General features: G+C 34.0%; 16 protein-coding genes and 1 tRNA gene. 10 read left to right on the forward strand and 7 right to left on the reverse strand.

All coding sequences use genetic code 11. From position 1 onward, the window contains the following. Window positions 1-399: 399 nt before the first annotated feature. A complete protein-coding gene (locus B5X55_RS17550; protein ID WP_079514337.1) occupies window positions 400-2046 on the reverse strand; it encodes a hypothetical protein in 1647 nt (548 codons plus the stop codon). A 374-nt stretch (window positions 2047-2420) separates the two neighbouring features. On the opposite strand from B5X55_RS17550, the gene B5X55_RS17555 reads away from it, so the two are divergent. The 5 genes from B5X55_RS17555 to B5X55_RS17575 all read left to right on the forward strand — a co-directional run bounded on the left by B5X55_RS17555 (window position 2421) and on the right by B5X55_RS17575 (window position 8942). Continuing rightward, window positions 2421-4094, forward strand: a complete 1674-nt coding sequence (locus tag B5X55_RS17555; protein WP_079514339.1) for a sensor histidine kinase — start codon at window positions 2421-2423, stop codon at window positions 4092-4094. Between the two features lie 489 nt (window positions 4095-4583). After that, window positions 4584-5117 (forward strand): helix-turn-helix domain-containing protein, encoded by a 534-nt coding sequence (locus tag B5X55_RS17560; protein WP_079514341.1) that lies wholly within the window; start codon window positions 4584-4586, stop codon window positions 5115-5117. 36 nt (window positions 5118-5153) lie between these two features. Continuing rightward, entirely contained in the window at window positions 5154-5594 is a 441-nt protein-coding gene (locus B5X55_RS17565; protein ID WP_079514343.1) for a response regulator, read from the forward strand. A gap of 135 nt (window positions 5595-5729) precedes the next feature. Next, window positions 5730-7670, forward strand: a complete 1941-nt coding sequence (locus B5X55_RS17570; protein WP_079514345.1) for a PAS domain-containing sensor histidine kinase — start codon at window positions 5730-5732, stop codon at window positions 7668-7670. A 276-nt stretch (window positions 7671-7946) separates the two neighbouring features. Then, entirely contained in the window at window positions 7947-8942 is a 996-nt protein-coding gene (locus B5X55_RS17575) for a helix-turn-helix domain-containing protein (protein WP_079514347.1), read from the forward strand. Window positions 8943-9233: 291 nt separating this feature from the next. Here the strand turns inward: B5X55_RS17575 and B5X55_RS17580 are convergent, their stop codons facing one another. The 4 genes from B5X55_RS17580 to B5X55_RS17595 form a co-directional block, all read right to left on the reverse strand. Next, complete coding sequence (locus B5X55_RS17580; protein WP_079514349.1) at window positions 9234-9677, reverse strand: response regulator; 444 nt, start codon at window positions 9675-9677, stop codon at window positions 9234-9236. A gap of 461 nt (window positions 9678-10138) precedes the next feature. Then, window positions 10139-10405 carry a BLUF domain-containing protein gene (locus tag B5X55_RS17585; protein ID WP_079514351.1) on the reverse strand — a complete coding sequence of 89 codons (267 nt, stop codon included), beginning with the start codon at window positions 10403-10405 and terminating at the stop codon, window positions 10139-10141. Between the two features lie 176 nt (window positions 10406-10581). Next, window positions 10582-10655 (reverse strand) — tRNA-Arg (locus B5X55_RS17590). Window positions 10656-10760: 105 nt separating this feature from the next. Then, complete coding sequence (locus B5X55_RS17595; RefSeq protein ID WP_079514353.1) at window positions 10761-11306, reverse strand: MarR family winged helix-turn-helix transcriptional regulator; 546 nt, start codon at window positions 11304-11306, stop codon at window positions 10761-10763. Window positions 11307-11326: 20 nt separating this feature from the next. On the opposite strand from B5X55_RS17595, the gene B5X55_RS17600 reads away from it, so the two are divergent. The 5 genes from B5X55_RS17600 (at window position 11327) to B5X55_RS17620 (ending at window position 17098) form a co-directional block, all read left to right on the forward strand. Further along, window positions 11327-12433: a pyridoxal phosphate-dependent aminotransferase gene (locus B5X55_RS17600; RefSeq protein ID WP_079514358.1), complete on the forward strand. Its 1107-nt coding sequence runs from the start codon at window positions 11327-11329 to the stop codon at window positions 12431-12433. A gap of 65 nt (window positions 12434-12498) precedes the next feature. Further along, complete coding sequence (gene hppD / locus B5X55_RS17605) at window positions 12499-13629, forward strand: 4-hydroxyphenylpyruvate dioxygenase (RefSeq protein ID WP_079514360.1); 1131 nt, start codon at window positions 12499-12501, stop codon at window positions 13627-13629. A 76-nt stretch (window positions 13630-13705) separates the two neighbouring features. Continuing rightward, window positions 13706-14866 (forward strand): homogentisate 1,2-dioxygenase, encoded by a 1161-nt coding sequence (locus B5X55_RS17610; RefSeq protein ID WP_079514362.1) that lies wholly within the window; start codon window positions 13706-13708, stop codon window positions 14864-14866. Window positions 14867-14935: 69 nt separating this feature from the next. Then, a complete protein-coding gene (fahA, locus tag B5X55_RS17615; protein WP_079514364.1) occupies window positions 14936-16171 on the forward strand; it encodes a fumarylacetoacetase in 1236 nt (411 codons plus the stop codon). Between the two features lie 36 nt (window positions 16172-16207). Beyond that, a complete protein-coding gene (locus tag B5X55_RS17620) occupies window positions 16208-17098 on the forward strand; it encodes a flavin reductase family protein (protein WP_079514366.1) in 891 nt (296 codons plus the stop codon). Between the two features lie 52 nt (window positions 17099-17150). Here B5X55_RS17620 and B5X55_RS17625 read toward each other — a convergent pair whose 3' ends face one another. Next, on the reverse strand, window positions 17151-18023 hold the full coding sequence (locus tag B5X55_RS17625) for a cation diffusion facilitator family transporter (RefSeq protein WP_079514368.1): 873 nt from the start codon (window positions 18021-18023) through the stop codon (window positions 17151-17153). A gap of 79 nt (window positions 18024-18102) precedes the next feature. After that, window positions 18103-18645 carry a DUF4287 domain-containing protein gene (locus B5X55_RS17630; RefSeq protein WP_079514370.1) on the reverse strand — a complete coding sequence of 181 codons (543 nt, stop codon included), beginning with the start codon at window positions 18643-18645 and terminating at the stop codon, window positions 18103-18105. Window positions 18646-18736: the final 91 nt, after the last annotated feature.

Consider the following 18736-nt stretch of genomic DNA (forward strand, 5'->3'; position numbering starts at 1 on the left):
TAGTTTTTGAATTAGTATATATATAACATAGCAAAATTTAGTTAAAACGCAAGTTTATCGACTTTTTTATGATTTATTTGACTATTTTAAAAGGTTTTTACTTCATTTTTGGATAAAAACGAGTGTTTTTTATATTTTTTGTTTTTTCTAAAAATCAGGAATATCCAGTAGGGTTAATTGGTTTTGCGAATTTTGTCTATTAATTTAATAGTGTTTTAAGATTTATGCAATTTTAAAAAGGAATGTGGCTTATTTAAGAAGTTGTTTTTTGTTGTTATGAGTGCTAATGGTTAAAAAACTTAGAAACTACTAAAACCAAACATAGAATTAGCATTGAGACTACAGACTAGTTTTTAAGATACTATATTGACCATGATGATTTGAATTGCAATTTAGTTGCTATTCTTGACCAAGATAAGATTGTACCCCTGTCATTTCCCAACGGCCTAAGGAAATAGGAATGCTACCCACAGCATTTAGTTGGTCAAAAAATGCACGCATCTCGAATGGCTCGTTTTTAGACTCTTTCATTCGGGCATACTCTGCTAGTGTATTTTCTAAAAGATATTTTCCCGTAATATAACTGGTGCCGTAGCCAGGTTGTCTAAGATATAGGTGTTGCTCAAAAAGCAATAAATCTTTCTCTGTTTTCATCCAACCCCTCGGTGTGTAGTTCGAATGTATAATGCCGGCTTCTTCAGATGTCATTTCGTTGGCTTGTGCATATAAAGAACCCAAACCTCTTGCCGCACGTTGTGCAATCATAATATAGACGATTTCTCTTGAACGGGGTTGGTCATCATAAAGTCCGGCATCCATAAACATTTCTTCAACGGCTGTTGCGGTACCTTCATTTCTAGAATCGAATATATTATATAGCAAAGCTTCTTTTCTAATTTCTCTAGAATTTGGTTCATTATCCATTCTAGCTAATTCGAACCAATGGTAAAAATGAGAGTATAAAGGGCGTTGGTCGTAATGAGCGGTTATCCAAAAAAAATTTCTTTTCTCTTTAGGAACAAAGGCGCCTAAATGTTCATTAAGGGCAGGTTCAAAATAATCTTTCACCGTAACCATGTCATTTTTGTCGAGAAAATTAAGAAGACTTTTAGCGGAAGCTTTAGCTCTAGTGTCATATTCTTCTGGAGTACTGGCATCTTCCAATGGTGGTAACTTTCGATTTCTATGTTCTTCTAATTTTAAGGCAGACCATGCTCTAGTAAGTTCTCTTTTCAAGAGCATTACTTCATCTTCCCATGTTAAAGGAACCAAATGCACATTTTGTAAATACCAAGTGTAGTTTTCTTTGCCAATACCAGAAGGTCCATTTTTAGAAGGAGCCTCTGCCTTAAGCCAATCGACCAAACTGTTTGTAGATTTTATAACATCATCAATAGCGGATACTATTTTTTTATTTTTTGATATTCCTGAAAGACTTTTCATGTCTTCCAAGTTTTTACTTTGAGTTTCAATATCACGTATACCGGCCACCCATAGGTCTTTAGCATTACCCGTTAAGTTTATTTTAGCCTGTTCGTTTAAAACCGGAATTACCTTTAAAGCTGCAAGTAATTTTGATTCATTTTCTTTATCGAGCGGAAAGGTGTATTTCCATACATCTATGATTGCATGGTGAGTAGGGCCTTCATGTGCAGGTACATCACTACGGTCTGTCCATATAGTAGTATAAAATGCTGGATCTCTAAGCCAAGGCTTAAGAACTCTTTGGTTAAAATCGTAACCATTCATTTCTGCATTGACAATGTGATAATCTACTTTGTTGGCTATTGACCAACCTGCGGTGTCAATAGCTTGAAGTTTTTGTTGAAGCGTTTTAAATTGAGGGTCTCTTTGTAAAAAAGTTGTTTCAGTATAATCAGGTGCACCATTTTGCAAAGGTGGCTTTTCAAAAGACCTCCACTCCTTAAAAATTTTAACCAAATCTTCATGCGTATTCATTTCTTGAGAATTGACACGATTTGGGAGATGAGCTAAAAGAATGATTAATAAATATAGTATTGGTTTTGAATAGGTAGAATTGGTCATTTTAATGATGGAATTGGTATATCAATGCAAAATAAGAATAGTGACCCAATGAACCATATATTTTTTAAATGTTATATAAAAATAATGAGATAATAAAACGTCGTAATTTTTGTATTGATTATAAAAAAGTAGGAAAAGGAATTTATGTTTTGGTCTTGTTTGAAAAGAATCAATTTACAAATCGAAGAATTAGGCTGTAGCATAAAAGATTACTCTCAATTTTTATTGAGCTAATTTTTTAATTGTGAATTGCTTTATTTGTAAATTGAATCCTAATTTTTTCTCAAAAATCTATCAATGGAATAGCATATTTATTACTGTTTGTAGTTAATTTCGTTTTAAACAAAAAGCCTTATAATAGATATTTTCATCCCATGAGCAATAAAAGTGAGAAGTTTTATTTTCTTGAAGACGGTGGTGAAATGGGCGAATTGATGCGTAAAAAGGATTGGTCAAAAACACTAATTGGATTACCCGAAACTTGGCCGCAATCGCTTAGAACGACAATGAGTATAATGTTGAATTCCCCTTTTCCAATGTTTCTTTTTTGGGGTGAGAAACTAAAATGTTTTTACAATGATGCTTACAGGCCAAGTCTTGGAATGAATGGAAAACATCCATTCATTTTAGGAATGAGCGGTAAAGAGGCATGGCCAGAAATATGGGATGATATCTCACCTTTATTAGGAGTTGTTATTGAAAAAGGGGAATCTATTTGGAGAGAAAATCAGCTGATTCCTATTTTTCGAAATGGACAAATTGAAGATGTCTACTGGACCTTTAGTTATAGTCCGGTTAAGGATGAATCTGGTAATATTGCTGGTGTTTTAACGGTGTGTACTGATAATACAGAAGCCGTTAAGGCTGTGAATAGTTTGCGCGAAAGTGAGCGCCGTTTTCGTGAAATGGCCGACCAATCACCGATATGGATATGGATAACCGATGCTGAGGTGAATGTTCAATACGCAAATAAAGAACTTCTAAACTATATTGGAATAGAGAATTCATCTGATTTTACAGGACAAGTTTGGAAGGATGTGGTACATCCAAACGACATTGAGTTAGTATTTTCTGGTTTCGCTGATGCAGTACAAAATCTATCAGAAATCGCTTTAGAATTTCGAATAAAGAATGCGTCAACTAGTAACTATGAATGGTTTAAGGTTATGGCAGCCCCCAAGTTTGAAGAAGGTAGGCTGGTTGGTTTCATAGGAACAGGAATGAACATTGAACAGCAAAAATCATTTGCAGAGCATTTAAAGAGTGAAGTTGAAATTAGAACTAGGGAGCTTGCAGATAGCAACATAAAACTAGAATCAATGAACAAAGAACTTCAGGCATTCGCCTACATTTCTAGTCATGACCTTCAAGAACCGCTAAGAAAGATTCAAATGTTTGCAGAAGTTTTAATGGAGCGTGAGTATGATAACTTATCTAAAACAGGTAAAGTAAAGTTTGAGAAAATACAATCTGCGGCAAATAGAATGCAATCGTTGATTAATGACCTATTGGCCTATTCAAGAGCTGATACCGAGAAAAGAGTTTTCGAAGTTATCGATTTAAAAAATGTTATTGATGAGGTTGAGAATGATTTAGGTGAAGAGTTGGCAAAAAAACAAGGCAAAGTCGAAGTATTAAGTAGTTGTAAAATTGAGGTAGTACCATTTCAATTTCGTCAATTAATTTATAATCTATTATCAAATTCGATAAAATATTCTAAGTTAGATGTACCCCCAGTCATTAAAATTATGGGTGAGGTTATAGATGGTTTAGAAAGTAATGACAAACTTTTAATAGCGGGTAAAAGCTATACTAAAATTACGATTACTGATAATGGTATAGGTTTTGATAAACAATTCTCTGAGAAAATTTTTGAAGTTTTTCAAAGGTTGCATTCAAAGCAAGAATATGTAGGTACTGGTATTGGATTGGCTATTGTTAAGAAGATAGTTCAGAACCACAATGGTTTTATTAGTGCAAATGGCGAATCGGGTAAAGGTGCTGTATTTCAAATCATTATTCCAAGTAGTCAGTTAGGCACATCTTAGAGAAACTGTTTTTAACTTTTTGTGAGGAGTACTATATGGTTTAGTTTAAAGAGTATTTCTCATACATAACAATAAAATGAAATTTGTTTTTTTCTCTTTTTAGAGTAAATAATACTGACGAAACAGTCTTGGTGGTCTTAAATTTCAGTAATCAAGAATATTAAAATTATGGTATAGGGTTCGACGATAATCAACGGTATTACTTAAGAATAAATGAGGCCAGTAAAGAGTATGATGCTGCCTTTTCAGATGTATCGGTAGATAGTATTGAGGTGGTTGAAAAATAAACGGATAATAAAGAGTGGATAGATAAAATAAACATGCCTTCAAATGCGACCTTAATATTCACGAAAGCTTAGGAAATAAAGCAGTGGTATTTTAAGTCTGGGTTCAAAAGTGGTGATAATTTACCGTATTTTGTTATAGATTGTTTTTTGATAATAATAATTTTACAAACTTTTTAGCAGCGTATTAATTGTAATGTAGTGAATGGAGTATAGTTTCATATATGATTCTGAAAAGATGGTTAATGAATTAATTCATAGAACAATGGTCGCGGCTGGGGTTGATTTTGAAATTTTGCAAGGCGGAACTATTACGGTTATAGATGATTTAAGTGAGGAGCAGCTTAAATCAATTTCTAATGAACTTGATAGTTTTGGCATTAAAATTCAAACGAAAGAGAATCGTGATGTTGTTGAGGAAATCAAGATTTGTGTTAAGAAAATGGTGCATGATGGTGATATACGAAATCTGAAAATTTCAGAGCTACTGTCGAATCAATTAGGTTTCAGTTATCCATATCTTTCAAATCTATTTTCTAGTAAGACATATACGTCAATAGAGAATTTTTATATATTAGTGCGAATAGAAAAGGTGAAGGAATTAGTACTCTTAGACAATGCTAGCTTAAGTGAAATAGCACATGATCTAAGTTTTAGCAGCGTTCCCCATTTATCTAATCAATTTAAAAAAGTAACCGGGTTAACGATAACTCAATACTTGAAGTTTAGAAAAAAATAAGAAGAACAATTCTTCAATAAATACGAAATTTGAAAAATGGATAAATTAAGAATACTTCTTGTAGACGATGATGAAGATGACAGGCAATTTTTTGCAGATGCATTGGAGGGTATTGAGCTAAATACAGAATTACGCCAATTAGAGAATGGTAAAAGCTGTATGGAGTATTTGATTCAAGAAACTGAGAATCCGCCAGATTTGGTTTTTCTAGATTTGAACATGCCTATAATGAATGGTTTCGAGTGCTTAGAAGCAATTCGACGTACACCACATTTAAAAGATATATTAGTGGCTATTTATTCAACATCATCTGCAGAAAGAGATATTGAAGAAACTTTTGAAAAAGGCGCAAATATTTATATTAAAAAGCCTTCAAGTTTTAGTGAATTGAAAAAATCATTGAAACAAGTGGTTAAAATAAATTGGGCCTATCATTTAAATGATTTCAAAAAAGAGAATTTTTTATTGAAAATATAATTCTTCATTTCAAATTGAATTTTAAAAAGTTGTTCCGTTAGGAGCAACTTTTTAAGTTTTAGCACTAGTCAAACCCAAATAATACCACGTATTTAGCAGTAATCTATTTTAGAGGTTTAAATTTCAAGCACACCGATGACAAATATTTCCACAAATAATTTTTTTAAGAATATTGTCGACGGCTCTAATGAGGCTTTAGTTTTTGTGAGTCCTAATGCTGAAATTTCAAATGAAATTAATCAATATGTAATTGTTTATGCAAATAAAAAGGCTGAATCACTTTTTGCAAATACACAAGAAAGTATTCAGAATAGGGAAATTAAAGAGTTGCCGAAATTTCTCGAATTTGGTGAGTTGCTAAATCATTTAAATTCAGTAATAAAGTCAAAAAAACATGAGGCTTTCAATTTTGTTCAAAAGGTCGGTCACAAGAATTTGAACATGCATTTTAAAATTGAAAGTCACGATTCGGGGCTTTTGATAGGTATCACAGAGGCTAAGGTATCTTACGTAGTCCATAAAGAATCGAACTTGCAGGAAGACGATTTAAAAGCTAGAATAAATGAACTTGAAATTTCCAATTTATTTAGTTATGGAGTTTTAGATAGTTATGATAGTATGGTTTCTTATCTAAGGCCAATTTTTGATGATCATTATGTTATATCCGATTTTCGAATAGATTATATCAATAATCGAATGGACGATATTACCCAGGAAGAATCAGAATTTATTATCGGTAAAACCTTCTGCGAGTATTATCCTCAAAACTTTGAAAATGGAGTATTTGAAAAATTAAAAGAATGTTTCTATAGTGGACAGAATCAAGATTACATTAAGGAGTTTTTCTTTAACGAGCAGTCATATTGGTTGAGTAATAGAGCCGTAAAGATGAATGATGGTATTATCCTTTTTTCAAAAGATATAACCCGAGAAAAGAAAAACGAAGAACAATTATTTATACAGAATAGATTGCTTTTAGAGGCTGAGCATGTGGCGAATATTGGAAGTTTTCGCTGGAATTTAGGTAAAGAAGAAATCAAATATTCTGAAAACGTGTATCGCATGTTCGGCTTTGAGCCTAAGGAACTCGATAGCAAATATGACCGTTTATTGGCTTTTGTACATCCCAATGATATTGACAAAGTAAAGGATAGTTTTCATCAGGCTCGAATTAGCAAAACTAAAACAGACTTGGTTTTTCGCATATACACAAAATCTAACGATTTGAAGTATATGAATACTATAGGGGAGTGTTACCAAAAAGAAGGAAATAGGTATATGGTAGGTGTAATACGCGATGTTACAAAGCAAATAGAAGCAGAGTCGAAACTACAAGCGAAAAATGCCGAATTAAAAAGAACAAATTCAGATCTAGAAGCCTTCAATCGGGTTGCTAGTCATGACTTGCAAGAACCTTTGCGTAAAATTCAAATGTTTGTCAGTCGCTTGTTTGAAGAAGAAAAAGACTCTATGAGTTTAAGGTCTCAAGGGTATTTAGAGAAAGTAAAATCGTCTTCAAATAGAATGCGTAATCTTATTAATAACCTATTATCCTATTCAAAAGTAGATGAGGTTGAAGAGCAACCAAAAAGAATAGATTTAAATGACGTTTTAATTAGTGCATTAGATGATTTAGGTGAACGTATAGACGATATCGGTGCTGAGGTTGCTTCAGATGCTTTGCCGGTTGTAAATGGCGTACAATTTCAGCTCGAACAATTATTTGCCAATCTTATAGGTAATTCCTTAAAATATGTAAAGAAGGAAACGAGGGCTAAAATTCAAATCAAAAGCAAAATTATTTCTCGTAATGAAATACCAACTGAACTTTTATCTTTTGGAGGTAATTTCGTTAAATTACAATTTATAGATAATGGTATAGGGTTCGAGAAAAAGTATGAGGAGAAAATATTTGAAATCTTTCAAAGGCTACATGGAAAAAATGAATTCTCAGGTACAGGCTTAGGATTATCAATTTGTAAAAAGATTGTACAGTCACATAATGGAATAATACAGGCAAAAGGCGAATTAGATAAAGGCGCCGAGTTTACGATATACTTGCCAGTATTACAATAACCGACTTATCGTTTAGAGTTATAATTGCTGGTAGTTCTTAAAATTGTGTAACACGTTTTAAAAATGATGTAACATATTAATAGGTCATAGGGTAGATATTTGTATCAACAATAAATCAATCTTTATGAAAAATCTTCAATACGCTAGAGTTGGTGCTGTAAGAGCGAAAGCTTATAACAGTAATTCTACAAATAATCATCAAGGTGCAATTGGTTTTGTTGACAGCTTCAAAAGCTCGGCAAATAAATTATTCGATAACACACTAAACAATATATCATGCAAGTAGTTCATAATCAATTAAGCTATTTTAATACTATTTTAGGCGGTAGTATATCAAGTTTTGAAGGTGACCGTATATTACAATATGATAATGAAAATGGAACAGGTAGAATTCAAACAGTTTCTTTAAATTCTGGGATATCTTATTCTGAATATGATTTGGACCTGGTTGAAGATTTAAATTTCGATTTGAAATTAGATGAAAACCGTAGTTTGTACTTTATTTATTGTTTAGAAGGTAATTTCAATTTTACCAAGGGTACAGAAACTTCTAAAGTAGAGGCTTTACAAACAGTGGTAGTTGGTGGTTCTAATGAGATTATCAACATTAAATTAAGACAGGGAACAAAATCTAACTTGTCCGTAATTAGGGTAACACAAGACGGTGAGCATTCAATGAAAAATAATGATGGTTCTGAATTGTATAATCAACTGTTTGCATCGTTCTTAAATGAAGATGATAGTGCTCATATTGGAACTTTCAACCTAAAAATTAAGGAGCAGTTATTACAAATTCGTGCCATAACTCAAAAAGGATTGGTTAGAAAATTGTTAATTGAAGGTATAGTAAATTTCACTTTAGCTCTTGAAATTCTTCACTGTAAGCAAGATATTGAAAGCGATGGGCAAGTAAGCACATTGTTAACCAAGAAAGAGCTATTAAGAATAGAAGAGGCTGTAAATGCAATTAAAAGAAAGCCTGAAGACTCTTACACGGTTACAGATTTAAGTAAAGAATATGGTCTTTCGCCAACAAAACTTCAAGAAGGGTTTAAAGTTATGGAAGGTACTACAGTAACCAATTTTATTAGAAATGAGCGTCTTATTTTAGCAGAAGAATTAATTCAAACGTCAGACATGAATATTTCTGAGATAGTTTATTCTATCGGTTTTACGAGTAGAAGTTATTTCTCAAAGATTTTTAGAAATAGATATAAGTGTACTCCAAAAACATATTTAATGAATATTAGAAAAGTATCACTTTCTGCATAATAGCACATATAAGATAGAGAAAAAGCCAGCGATAGCTGGCTTTTCTTATTTATAAAAGTTTAGTATAATAACTTAAAAGGGGTGTCGTTCTTTCAAAATACACATAATTGCCTATCCTTTCTGATAAGGACCGTGGTTTTATATGCTTTGATCAAACAGTTAATTTAGTTGCAAAAAGGAATTGATGGTATCTTTAATCAAGGAAGCTTCAATTAAAAAAATATAAGAAAAACGAATTGGTGGTTTTCTATAGCTAATAGTAATAGATGGTTAGTAATTAGTTTTAGTTATTTAGATAGAGATAACAAATTCAGGTTCTACTTTTATTCCTTCAGAACTGTTGACATAACGAAGACATTTATGCAGTAGTGTCTTAAGTTGATTGTACGAGGATGGTTTCTGTAAGTATAATGAAGCACCCATTTCTTTTAATCTATGAATTTCTTTAGGGTGATATGAAGTAGAATATATGATTACTGGTGTATTGGTATATTTGGCAAGGTCTCTAATATCAGAAAGACATTCAAATCCGTCCATCATAGGCATTTTTAAATCTAAAAATATAACATTTGGTTTATCGATTGTTTCCGATATTAAATCGGCCATTAAATCAACCCCATTATTAAATTCAAAAATTTTAGACGGTATTGGAATCTCTCGTAATGCATCAGAAAAAAAAGTCCTGTCATCACTATCATCATCTGCTAGATAGACATTTAGTATAGCTTTGCTCATTTTAAGTCAATCAATTAAACTATTAATTCATGGGTAATGATTTGTAAAAGTTTTAATAAAATACACTTGTAAATTATAAAATATGGAGTTAAATCAGTAATGCTATTCATCAAGAATTTAACTCAAACACCTAATTTTTACTGTTATAAACAGTAAAAAGAGATAGTATAGCTATTTATAATGTTCGATAGTCCTGACTACGATTATGTGAGTAATCTTTCACTTTTTATTGTCTTGACAAACTCAAGACCTATACTATAGATGTTTGCATTTATTTTTTTTTTAAGAATTAAGGCTGACGAAACTTATAATGGAGGGTGTGAAATAAGGTTTTTTATTTTCTTCAAAATTGTTTAGCCGTTTCTCTGATAGGCTCTACGAGGTCAGACAACATAATTAAATTTCTTCTAAATTATTCAAATTCATATTTGGTGGCGTGGTTCTCGTTAATAGGCCATGTCCTAGTTAGGAAATGTCCGCTTACTAATTTCATCCTCAGAGAAAAGCGTAACGTTTTTATGAAGCTCGTCTTTTTTAATCTTTACGTAGAGAGCCTCATTTTTTCTTTTATCACCTTCCAACAATTGAACAAATCTGTCTTTATAATAAATGAGATACCCGGTAATATCATCATTTTGATTGTTCGAACGAGCTTTTTCTAATAGCTCTTCCATTTCAGCGCCCTTTACGGTATTAGTTGCAGTAGACTCATGAGTTAATGTGTACATCTCCAATTTTATTATTCTTGATTGATAAAAAAAATTGAAATTCTAACAATAGAAATATTGTTGCTTATGGTTGTGTTTACAGGGTCTATCAAATAATGAATGGGAAAATGCAAATTAAGAATTAAAGAAGATAGTAAGTGCTTAAAACAAAAAAGCCCCTAAAAGGGGCTTTGAAGTGATGGCACTAGGATTCGAACCTAGGACCGCCTGCTTAGAAGGCAGGTGCTCTATCCAGCTGAGCTATGCCACCGTCACTATTTTTTCAAATGTGGGTGCAAACTTAGTGAAATTTATAGACTGGTAAAACCAAAATCAATTAAAATTTTTATTATTTCTTGTACGTGCTAAAATACACCTACGACCTACCTTCGTATTGGTCAAAATTCTCCCACAATTGATCTAAGACTTTATAGAATATTTCAAATTCTTCTTCTGTGATACCCAGGGTACTAGCCTTTCTTAAATTCTTTATAAAGGGCATAACCTCTTTCATAAGATTAGTGCCCTCTTCGGTCATTACCAATTTAAAACGTTTTTGATCATCTCTAAATCTAGACTTTCTCAAGAGTCCTTTTTTGCATAAACCGCTTATAACCCTCGATGTTGTTGCTCGATTTCTAAAATTAGATTTGGCGATATCTGCTTGCGAAGCATCTTTGCCTTCTAAATGTACGCGCTGTAAAATAACCCATTGCTCAATAGTTAAATCAATACTATTTTCTGCAAATACCTGTAAAAAAGTACTTTGTACTTTTTTTAGGGTACGGTCAATGTAAACGCCGAATCCCTCAGTCCTGTCCATATATTTTGTACTTATTCCTCCAAAAGTAACGGAGTTTATCGTTAATTTTGTTGTTAATGCAACAAAATTAAAAAATAGTTGTAATTTTACTACTGCCAAGAAGGTATAAAATTGGATATATGCAATTAGGTTTCAAGAATTATATTTTAGAAGATAGCACTTATAAAGGTGGAGGTAAAAAAATTGTAATGCCAGATGGCGTTACGGTACACAAGCTATCTTCAAATGAGAATCCGTTAGGGTATTCACGGAAAGTGAAGCAGGCGTTAGCAAATACGTTAGATGATTTGAGCTTCTATCCTGACAATACGGATATCCGATTAAGAGAAGCCCTAGTAAAAGACTTCGACGGGGTATTGGGTGCTGATAATTTTATAACGGCCAACAGCGGTTCTGAAATTATTGATATGATTTCCAAAGCTTTCTTGCGTGAAAATGATGAGGTAATTGTTAGTCAGCCTTGTTTTCTGCCTTATACTGCTTTTACACGATGGATGGGGGCAAAGGCAATCAATGTTCCAATGACCGAAAACTATGATTATAACTTACCAGGTATTCTAAAAGCCATTACAGATAAAACGAAGCTGGTATTTCTTGCTTCTCCAAATAATCCATCAGGAAATTATATTCCTATGGCGGATTTGAGAAACTTTATAGACAAGTTGCCTGAACACGTAGTTTTGGTATTAGATGAGGTATACAGACATTTTGCTGAAGCAGAAGATTACACCTCAGGCATTCCATTTGTTTTAGAAGGTAAAAATGTAATTGCCATTAACAGTTTTTCAAAGACATATGGTTTGGCCGGTTTACGAGTAGGCTATTGCTATGCTCCATTAGAAATAAGTAATTACATGAGAAAGATATGTAAACCATTCTTACTGTCTTCTTTAGCATTAGAAGGTGCAATTGCAGCTTTAGAAGATGTCGATTTTGTAAATAAAACGGTAGCCTTGGTAAAAGAGGAGCGGCAATTTGTTTTGAACGGACTTGATGCTTTGAATATAAAATACTGGCCAACCCAGGGTAATTTTGTGCTAATCGACCCACCAATATCAGATATAGAATTTACATCTTTTTTAGAACAAAGGGGAATTATGGTACGCCCAGTAGGTAATTTTGGTGCGCCTGGTAAAGTCCGTATTTCCTTTGGTGTTAGGGAGGCTAATACAGCACTTTTGGCTGCTTTAGAAGTTTTAATGAAAACCCAAACCACAACAGCATAATATTTTTTTAATACGCATGTTGCATAAGCAACAATAAATAAAATAAAAATTTAAATTCATATACTATGTCAACGTCAACAGCAGTAGAAAACAAACACAAAGAGGCACAGGATTTTATGCCAATTAACGGTACAGATTATTTAGAACTGTATGTAAGTAACTCTAAACAAGCGGCACATTATTACAAAACTGCCTTCGGGTTCAAATCTTTAGCATATAGAGGTTTGGAGACTGGTAGTAGAGAGTATGAGTCTTACGTGCTTGAGCAAGATAAAATCAGATTAGTATTGACATCTCCATTAAAAAGTGGAACAGATGTAGGTAGACATATCGATAAGCATGGTGATGGGGTAAAAGTAACGGCTCTTTGGGTAGATGATGCTACATATGCATATGAAGAGGCAGTGAAAAGGGGTGCTAAAAGTTATATGAAGCCTGTTACAGAAGAAGATGAGAGCGGTAAAGTAGTGCGTTCAGGTATTTATTCTTACGGTGAGGTGGTTCATGTTTTTGTAGAGCGTAAAGACTATAATGGTACTTTTCTTCCTGGATATAAAAAATGGGAAAGCGACTACCAGCCTGCTTCTACAGGCTTAAAGTTTGTTGACCATATGGTTGGTAATGTGAATGAAGGTCAAATGAACTATTGGGTAGATTTCTACGCCAATGTAATGGGCTTTAAGCAGATTATGTCTTTTGATGACAAAGATATTTCTACTGAATTTACGGCATTAATGAGTAAGGTAATGAGTAATGGAAATGGTCGTATTAAGTTTCCTATTAACGAACCTGCACCTGGAATGAAAAAATCTCAAGTAGATGAGTATTTAGAATTTTACGAAGGTGAAGGCGTACAACATATTGCAGTAGCTACAGATAATATCGTAAAAACGGTATCTGACTTAAAAAGTAGAGGAGTAGAATTTCTTACCATACCAACAACGTATTATGATGTATTGACAGAAAGAGTTGGTGAAATTGATGAGGATATTGAGTCTTTACGTAAGTTGGGTATTTTGGTAGACCGTGATGATGAAGGTTATTTACTTCAGATTTTCACTAAAACTGTTCAAGCGAGACCAACAATGTTTTTTGAAATTATTCAGAGAAAAGGAGCTACTTCTTTTGGAAAAGGAAATTTCAAAGCCCTATTCGAAGCTATCGAGCGTGAGCAAGAATTGAGAGGAACTTTATAAGGTCAACAGATTTCTTGACAAACCAAGAATAGATTACTTTTAAAGGAAGCTTTATTAACTAGTAAAACGAACGTATATGCCTATTTATCATAAACAAGGACAAGTACCGCCTAAGCGGCATACGCAGTTTAGGAAACCAAATGGTGAATTGTATGCTGAGCAATTGTTCGGTACAATTGGGTTCGATGGAATGTCCTCTTTATTATATCACCATAATAGACCTACTATGGTCAAGGAGATTGTAAAGAGTACCGATGTATCTCCTAAAATTGCGTTAGAGAGAAATATACGTTCGTTAAAACTGGTAAGTTTTAATGCTCCGGCAAAAGATGATTTTTTAGAAGCTCGTGAACCTTTATTAGTAAATAGTGATATTATTATAGGAGTTGCAGCACCAAAAAAATCGCTGCGAGATTATTTTTATAAGAATACCGATGCCGATGAAATGTTGTTCATTCATAAAGGTACTGGAACTTTAAGAACTATTTTCGGACAGATTCCTTTTGAATACGGAGATTATTTAATAATTCCCCGAGGAACGATTTATCAAATAGATTTTGATAGTGAAGACAATCGCATATTGTATGCCGAATCGTTTTCACCAATTTATACACCAAAACGATATCGAAATTGGTTCGGTCAGTTATTAGAGCATTCCCCATTTTGTGAGCGTGATTATAAATTACCGCAAAATTTGGAAACCTTTACCGATACCAATGAACACTTGATTAAAGTAAAGAAGCAAGGTGTCATGCATGAAATGGTGTACATAGGGCACCCTTTTGACGTTGTGGGTTGGGATGGTTATAATTTCCCTTACGGATTTTCCATTCATAATTTTGAACCCATTACAGGGCGCATTCATCAACCACCACCAGTACATCAAACATTTGAGACGAATGCATTTGTCATATGTTCTTTTGTTCCAAGGTTGTATGATTATCATCCACAGTCCATACCGGCACCATATAATCATTCGAATATAGATTCTGATGAGATGTTGTATTATGTTGATGGTGATTTTATGAGTAGAAACGGCGTACAACCAGGTAATATTTCTTTACATCCGGCAGGCATACCACACGGTCCACACCCAGGCGCTGCAGAACGTAGTATCGGCGAAAAAGGGTCTGATGAGTTAGCGGTCATGATTGATACGTTTAAACCATTGATGGTGACAGAAAATGCGATGGAGTTAGATGATGGTGATTACTATAAATCTTGGTTGGATAAATAAATAAGAAAATATCATCCTGAGCGCATTAGAAGGCAAGGCGGTTAGTATAATTAATGAAACTACAAGAATTTGACAACACTCAATACATGGGTTTCAGTTCCCAAAAATTCAGATTTTTCAATTTATAATCTTCCTTTTGGAATCTTTTCAGTCGATGGTGATGAGCCAAAAGCTGGCATAGCTATTGGCGAACAGATTGTAGATTTATCCGCTTTAGCAAATTTAGGTTTGTTGGATGTTAATACTACTTATTTTAGACAATCGACCCTCAACGATTTTATCGCTCTGGGAAAGAAAATTACCAATAAAGTGCGTTTAGATGTTCAACGATTATTGGTTTTGGATAACTCACCTTTAAAAAATCATCCTGAAGTTTTCATACCGCAGGAAGATGCGAAAATGCATCTTCCTGTGCGCATTGGCGATTATACCGATTTCTATTCTAGCATCGAGCATGCAACAAATGTGGGTAAAATGTTCCGTGATCCAGAAAATGCCCTTTTGCCTAATTGGAGACATATTCCGGTAGGGTATCATGGTCGAGCATCATCAATTGTGGTGAGTGGTACTAATATTCACAGACCAATGGGTCAAGTGAAGACCAATGATATGGAAACACCCGTTTTTCAAGCATCAAATCGTTTAGATTTCGAATTGGAGATGGGTTTTATAATAGGTAAAAGTACCAAGTTGGGAGAGCGTATTTCAACCAAAAATGCCGCTGAACATATCTTCGGTTTAGTGTTGTTCAATGACTGGTCTGCACGTGATATTCAGAAATGGGAATACGTGCCATTAGGTCCGTTTTTAGGGAAAAACTTCGCGTCTTCCATGTCTCCATGGATAGTTACTTTGGAGGCATTAGAACCTTTTAAAGTTCAAGGTCCTGAGCAACAACCAGAAGTGCTGTCCTATTTACAATATGAAGGTCAACTTAATTATGATATTCAATTGCAAGTGGGTATGTCTGCGCAAACTTCAGATGAAACTGTTATTAGCGAATCAAATTTCAAATATATGTATTGGAATATGATGCAGCAATTAGCGCACCATACGGTAAATGGGTGTAATATAAATGTCGGCGATGTGATGGCTTCCGGTACTATTTCAGGAAAAGATGAAAGCTCTTTTGGCTCACTTTTAGAAATTTCATGGGGAGGTAAAAAGCCATTTACATTGTGCGATGGTAGTCAGCGAACTTTTATTGAAGATAGCGATACCATCACTATGCGAGGTTTTGCAGAAAAAGAGGGAATTAAAGTAGGTTTCGGTGAAGTTTCAGGTACCATATTATCGAGTAAATAAATCAGATATTTTTTAAAGTAGAATAATTATACCAGCATGTCAAAGAACGAGGAAATCAATTCTATAGATCCAAACAGTATTTCACAACAAGAGCTACATGGCTATTTGTTATCTGCCGTGGCACCAAGGCCTATTTGTTTTGCCAGTACTATAGATGCGAATGGAAATGTGAATTTGAGTCCGTTCAGTTATTTTAATTTGTTTAGTGTTAATCCGCCAATCATGATATTTTCACCTTCGCGAAGAGGACGTGATAATACCACCAAACACACGTTGGAAAATGTTCTAGAAGTAAAAGAGACGGTCATCAATATTGTAAATTATGATATGGTAGAGCAAATGTCTTTATCAAGTACCGAATATGATGAAGGTGTAAATGAGTTCGTAAAAGCTGGTTTTACGCAAGTACCTAGTGACAAAGTGAAGCCGCCAAGAGTAGGAGAAGCTCCCGTTGCATTTGAGTGTGTGGTAGATAAAGTAATTGCATTGGGTGACGGACCAGGTGCAGGCAACTTAATATTAGCTAAAGTGGTTCAAATTCATGTAAAGAAAGCTTATTTAGATGCGGAAGGGAATTTAGATACTCCAAAATTAGATTTAGTGGCGCGTATGGGTGGTAATTGGTATTGCAGAGCAAATGGCGATGCTTTATTCGAAATCCCTAAGCCTATTCGAACAAAAGGAATCGGAGTGGATATGTTGCCACCAGCGGTACGTAATAGCTCAATTTTAACAGGTAATAATTTAGGCCGATTAGGGAATTTAGAAGAATTACCAACGAAAGAATCAATCGAAAAAGTCGCAGAACATCCACAAGTAAAGCCCATTTTAGAAGGAACTATGAATGTATCTGAAATTCATAAGCTAGCCCAAAAATGGTTGGAAGAAGGAAAGACTGAAGATGCTTTGGCTTTGCTACATCTTTAGGGTCTAAATTATTTATTGAGATTCCAAATATGGATTAGTTTTCTATTCCAAACTAAAGGTCATCAGGTTCTATGTGAATCAACACATGGCAGAGATTAGGAATCTCAGCCTTTAAATGATCTTGAAGTAAGTGAGCTATATCATGCCCTTTGGTTACTGAAATATCACCATCTACCATGGCATGTAAATCAATATGAAACTGCATTCCGGCTTTACGAATAAAGCATTTTTCTGTTCCTGTAACTCCAGGAACTTCTATTGATTTTATACGAATTTCCTCTATGAGGTCATCGTAACGTTGTTCATCCATAATCTCACCAAGGGCAGGTCTCAAAATTAAATAGCTATTATAAAGAATAAAGCCTGATGCAAGTAATGCTGCCCAATCGTCTGCAGTTTCATATCCTTTACCAAAAACAACAGCAATAGAAATACCAATAAAGGCCATAACAGAAGTAATTGCATCACTTCTATGGTGCCAAGCATCCGCTTTTAGAGAAGTGCTATTAGTTTCTTCACTTTTTTTAATCACGATACGGTATGAAATTTCCTTCCATACAATTATTAAACCTAGAACGATTAATGTCCAAGTTTTTGGAACCTTATGCGGAGTCTGAATATTCTCGATGCTTTCATAGGCAATAACTGTTGCAGAAATCACCAAAAATGCTACAACCAAAAAAGTAATTATAGGTTCTATTTTACCATGACCATAAGGGTGATTTTCATCTGCTGGGCGTTCTGCATATTTGAACCCTAGGAGCACTAAAAAGGAAGAGAAAATATCGGTTGTAGACTCAATTGCATCTGCTATAAGGGCATATGAATTACCGAAAAAACCAGCAAACCCTTTAATTAATGCTAGGACAATGTTTCCGATAATACTGAAATAAGTGGTCTTGATTGCAGTTTGTTCGATACTCATGTAGCAAAGGTAATAGTATCAGAAAGCACAGAATATTTTTATGTGTATAAATATCAGTTTTAAGTAAAATAAACACCTATTAATTTGCTTTTTGATAGGCTTCGGTAAGCCAAGCTATAAGTTCATCATCAACTTGCTTAGCATCGGTGAGTTGAACTCTGTGCGTACACATGGTGCCAAAAGGGCCAGAAGATTCTAATCGGCCGTTTGTAGGCTTATCCTTTATTTTAAGTCCGAGGTCAATTCGGGTCTTCGTTGCAGGTTTTATAAGAGCAAATTGCGTTTTTCGTATCAAGCTGACAGTGGTCTTTTTAGGGGTGATAGTTACGTCGTCACCGAATCTTTTTATCACTTTTAATAATGCGTTATAGATAAGGGCTAAATTTTCTTTCCCTTTGTACTGTTGCTCGACAAGGTCGTTTGGTGTGCTATTTTCCTCTTTGGATAAAGTGACTATTGTATTCGCAAAACCGTGGGTGACACCGTGTTCTTTTTTTAGAAAATTAACAGCTTCAGAGTGCTTTGTAAATGATTTTAAGTTTAGAAGTGATTTCCACTCTTTTAAGGACTTACCCGTTTTTTTGGGCATATTGTCAATCATGGTTTTAAGTGCCTTTTCCATTTTGTAGTTGATTTGAAATTGAACTATAATTTACAAAAATTAATAATGATTTAATTTACCCATTTGCTTATTAGCAGGTCTAATGCATTTT

This window comes from Maribacter arcticus (assembly GCF_900167935.1).
GTDB classification, from domain to species: domain Bacteria; phylum Bacteroidota; class Bacteroidia; order Flavobacteriales; family Flavobacteriaceae; genus Maribacter; species Maribacter arcticus.

Coding starts and splice junctions, on each gene's coding strand:
- B5X55_RS17550 (WP_079514337.1), bottom strand. CDS start 2,046: ATGACCAATTCTACCTATTCAAAACCAATACTATATTTATTAATCATT.
- B5X55_RS17555 (WP_079514339.1), top strand. CDS start 2,421: ATGAGCAATAAAAGTGAGAAGTTTTATTTTCTTGAAGACGGTGGTGAA.
- B5X55_RS17560 (WP_079514341.1), top strand. CDS start 4,584: ATGGAGTATAGTTTCATATATGATTCTGAAAAGATGGTTAATGAATTA.
- B5X55_RS17565 (WP_079514343.1), top strand. CDS start 5,154: ATGGATAAATTAAGAATACTTCTTGTAGACGATGATGAAGATGACAGG.
- B5X55_RS17570 (WP_079514345.1), top strand. CDS start 5,730: ATGACAAATATTTCCACAAATAATTTTTTTAAGAATATTGTCGACGGC.
- B5X55_RS17575 (WP_079514347.1), top strand. CDS start 7,947: ATGCAAGTAGTTCATAATCAATTAAGCTATTTTAATACTATTTTAGGC.
- B5X55_RS17580 (WP_079514349.1), bottom strand. CDS start 9,677: ATGAGCAAAGCTATACTAAATGTCTATCTAGCAGATGATGATAGTGAT.
- B5X55_RS17585 (WP_079514351.1), bottom strand. CDS start 10,405: ATGTACACATTAACTCATGAGTCTACTGCAACTAATACCGTAAAGGGC.
- B5X55_RS17600 (WP_079514358.1), top strand. CDS start 11,327: ATGCAATTAGGTTTCAAGAATTATATTTTAGAAGATAGCACTTATAAA.
- hppD (WP_079514360.1), top strand. CDS start 12,499: ATGTCAACGTCAACAGCAGTAGAAAACAAACACAAAGAGGCACAGGAT.
- B5X55_RS17610 (WP_079514362.1), top strand. CDS start 13,706: ATGCCTATTTATCATAAACAAGGACAAGTACCGCCTAAGCGGCATACG.
- B5X55_RS17620 (WP_079514366.1), top strand. CDS start 16,208: ATGTCAAAGAACGAGGAAATCAATTCTATAGATCCAAACAGTATTTCA.
- B5X55_RS17625 (WP_079514368.1), bottom strand. CDS start 18,023: ATGAGTATCGAACAAACTGCAATCAAGACCACTTATTTCAGTATTATC.
- B5X55_RS17630 (WP_079514370.1), bottom strand. CDS start 18,645: ATGGAAAAGGCACTTAAAACCATGATTGACAATATGCCCAAAAAAACG.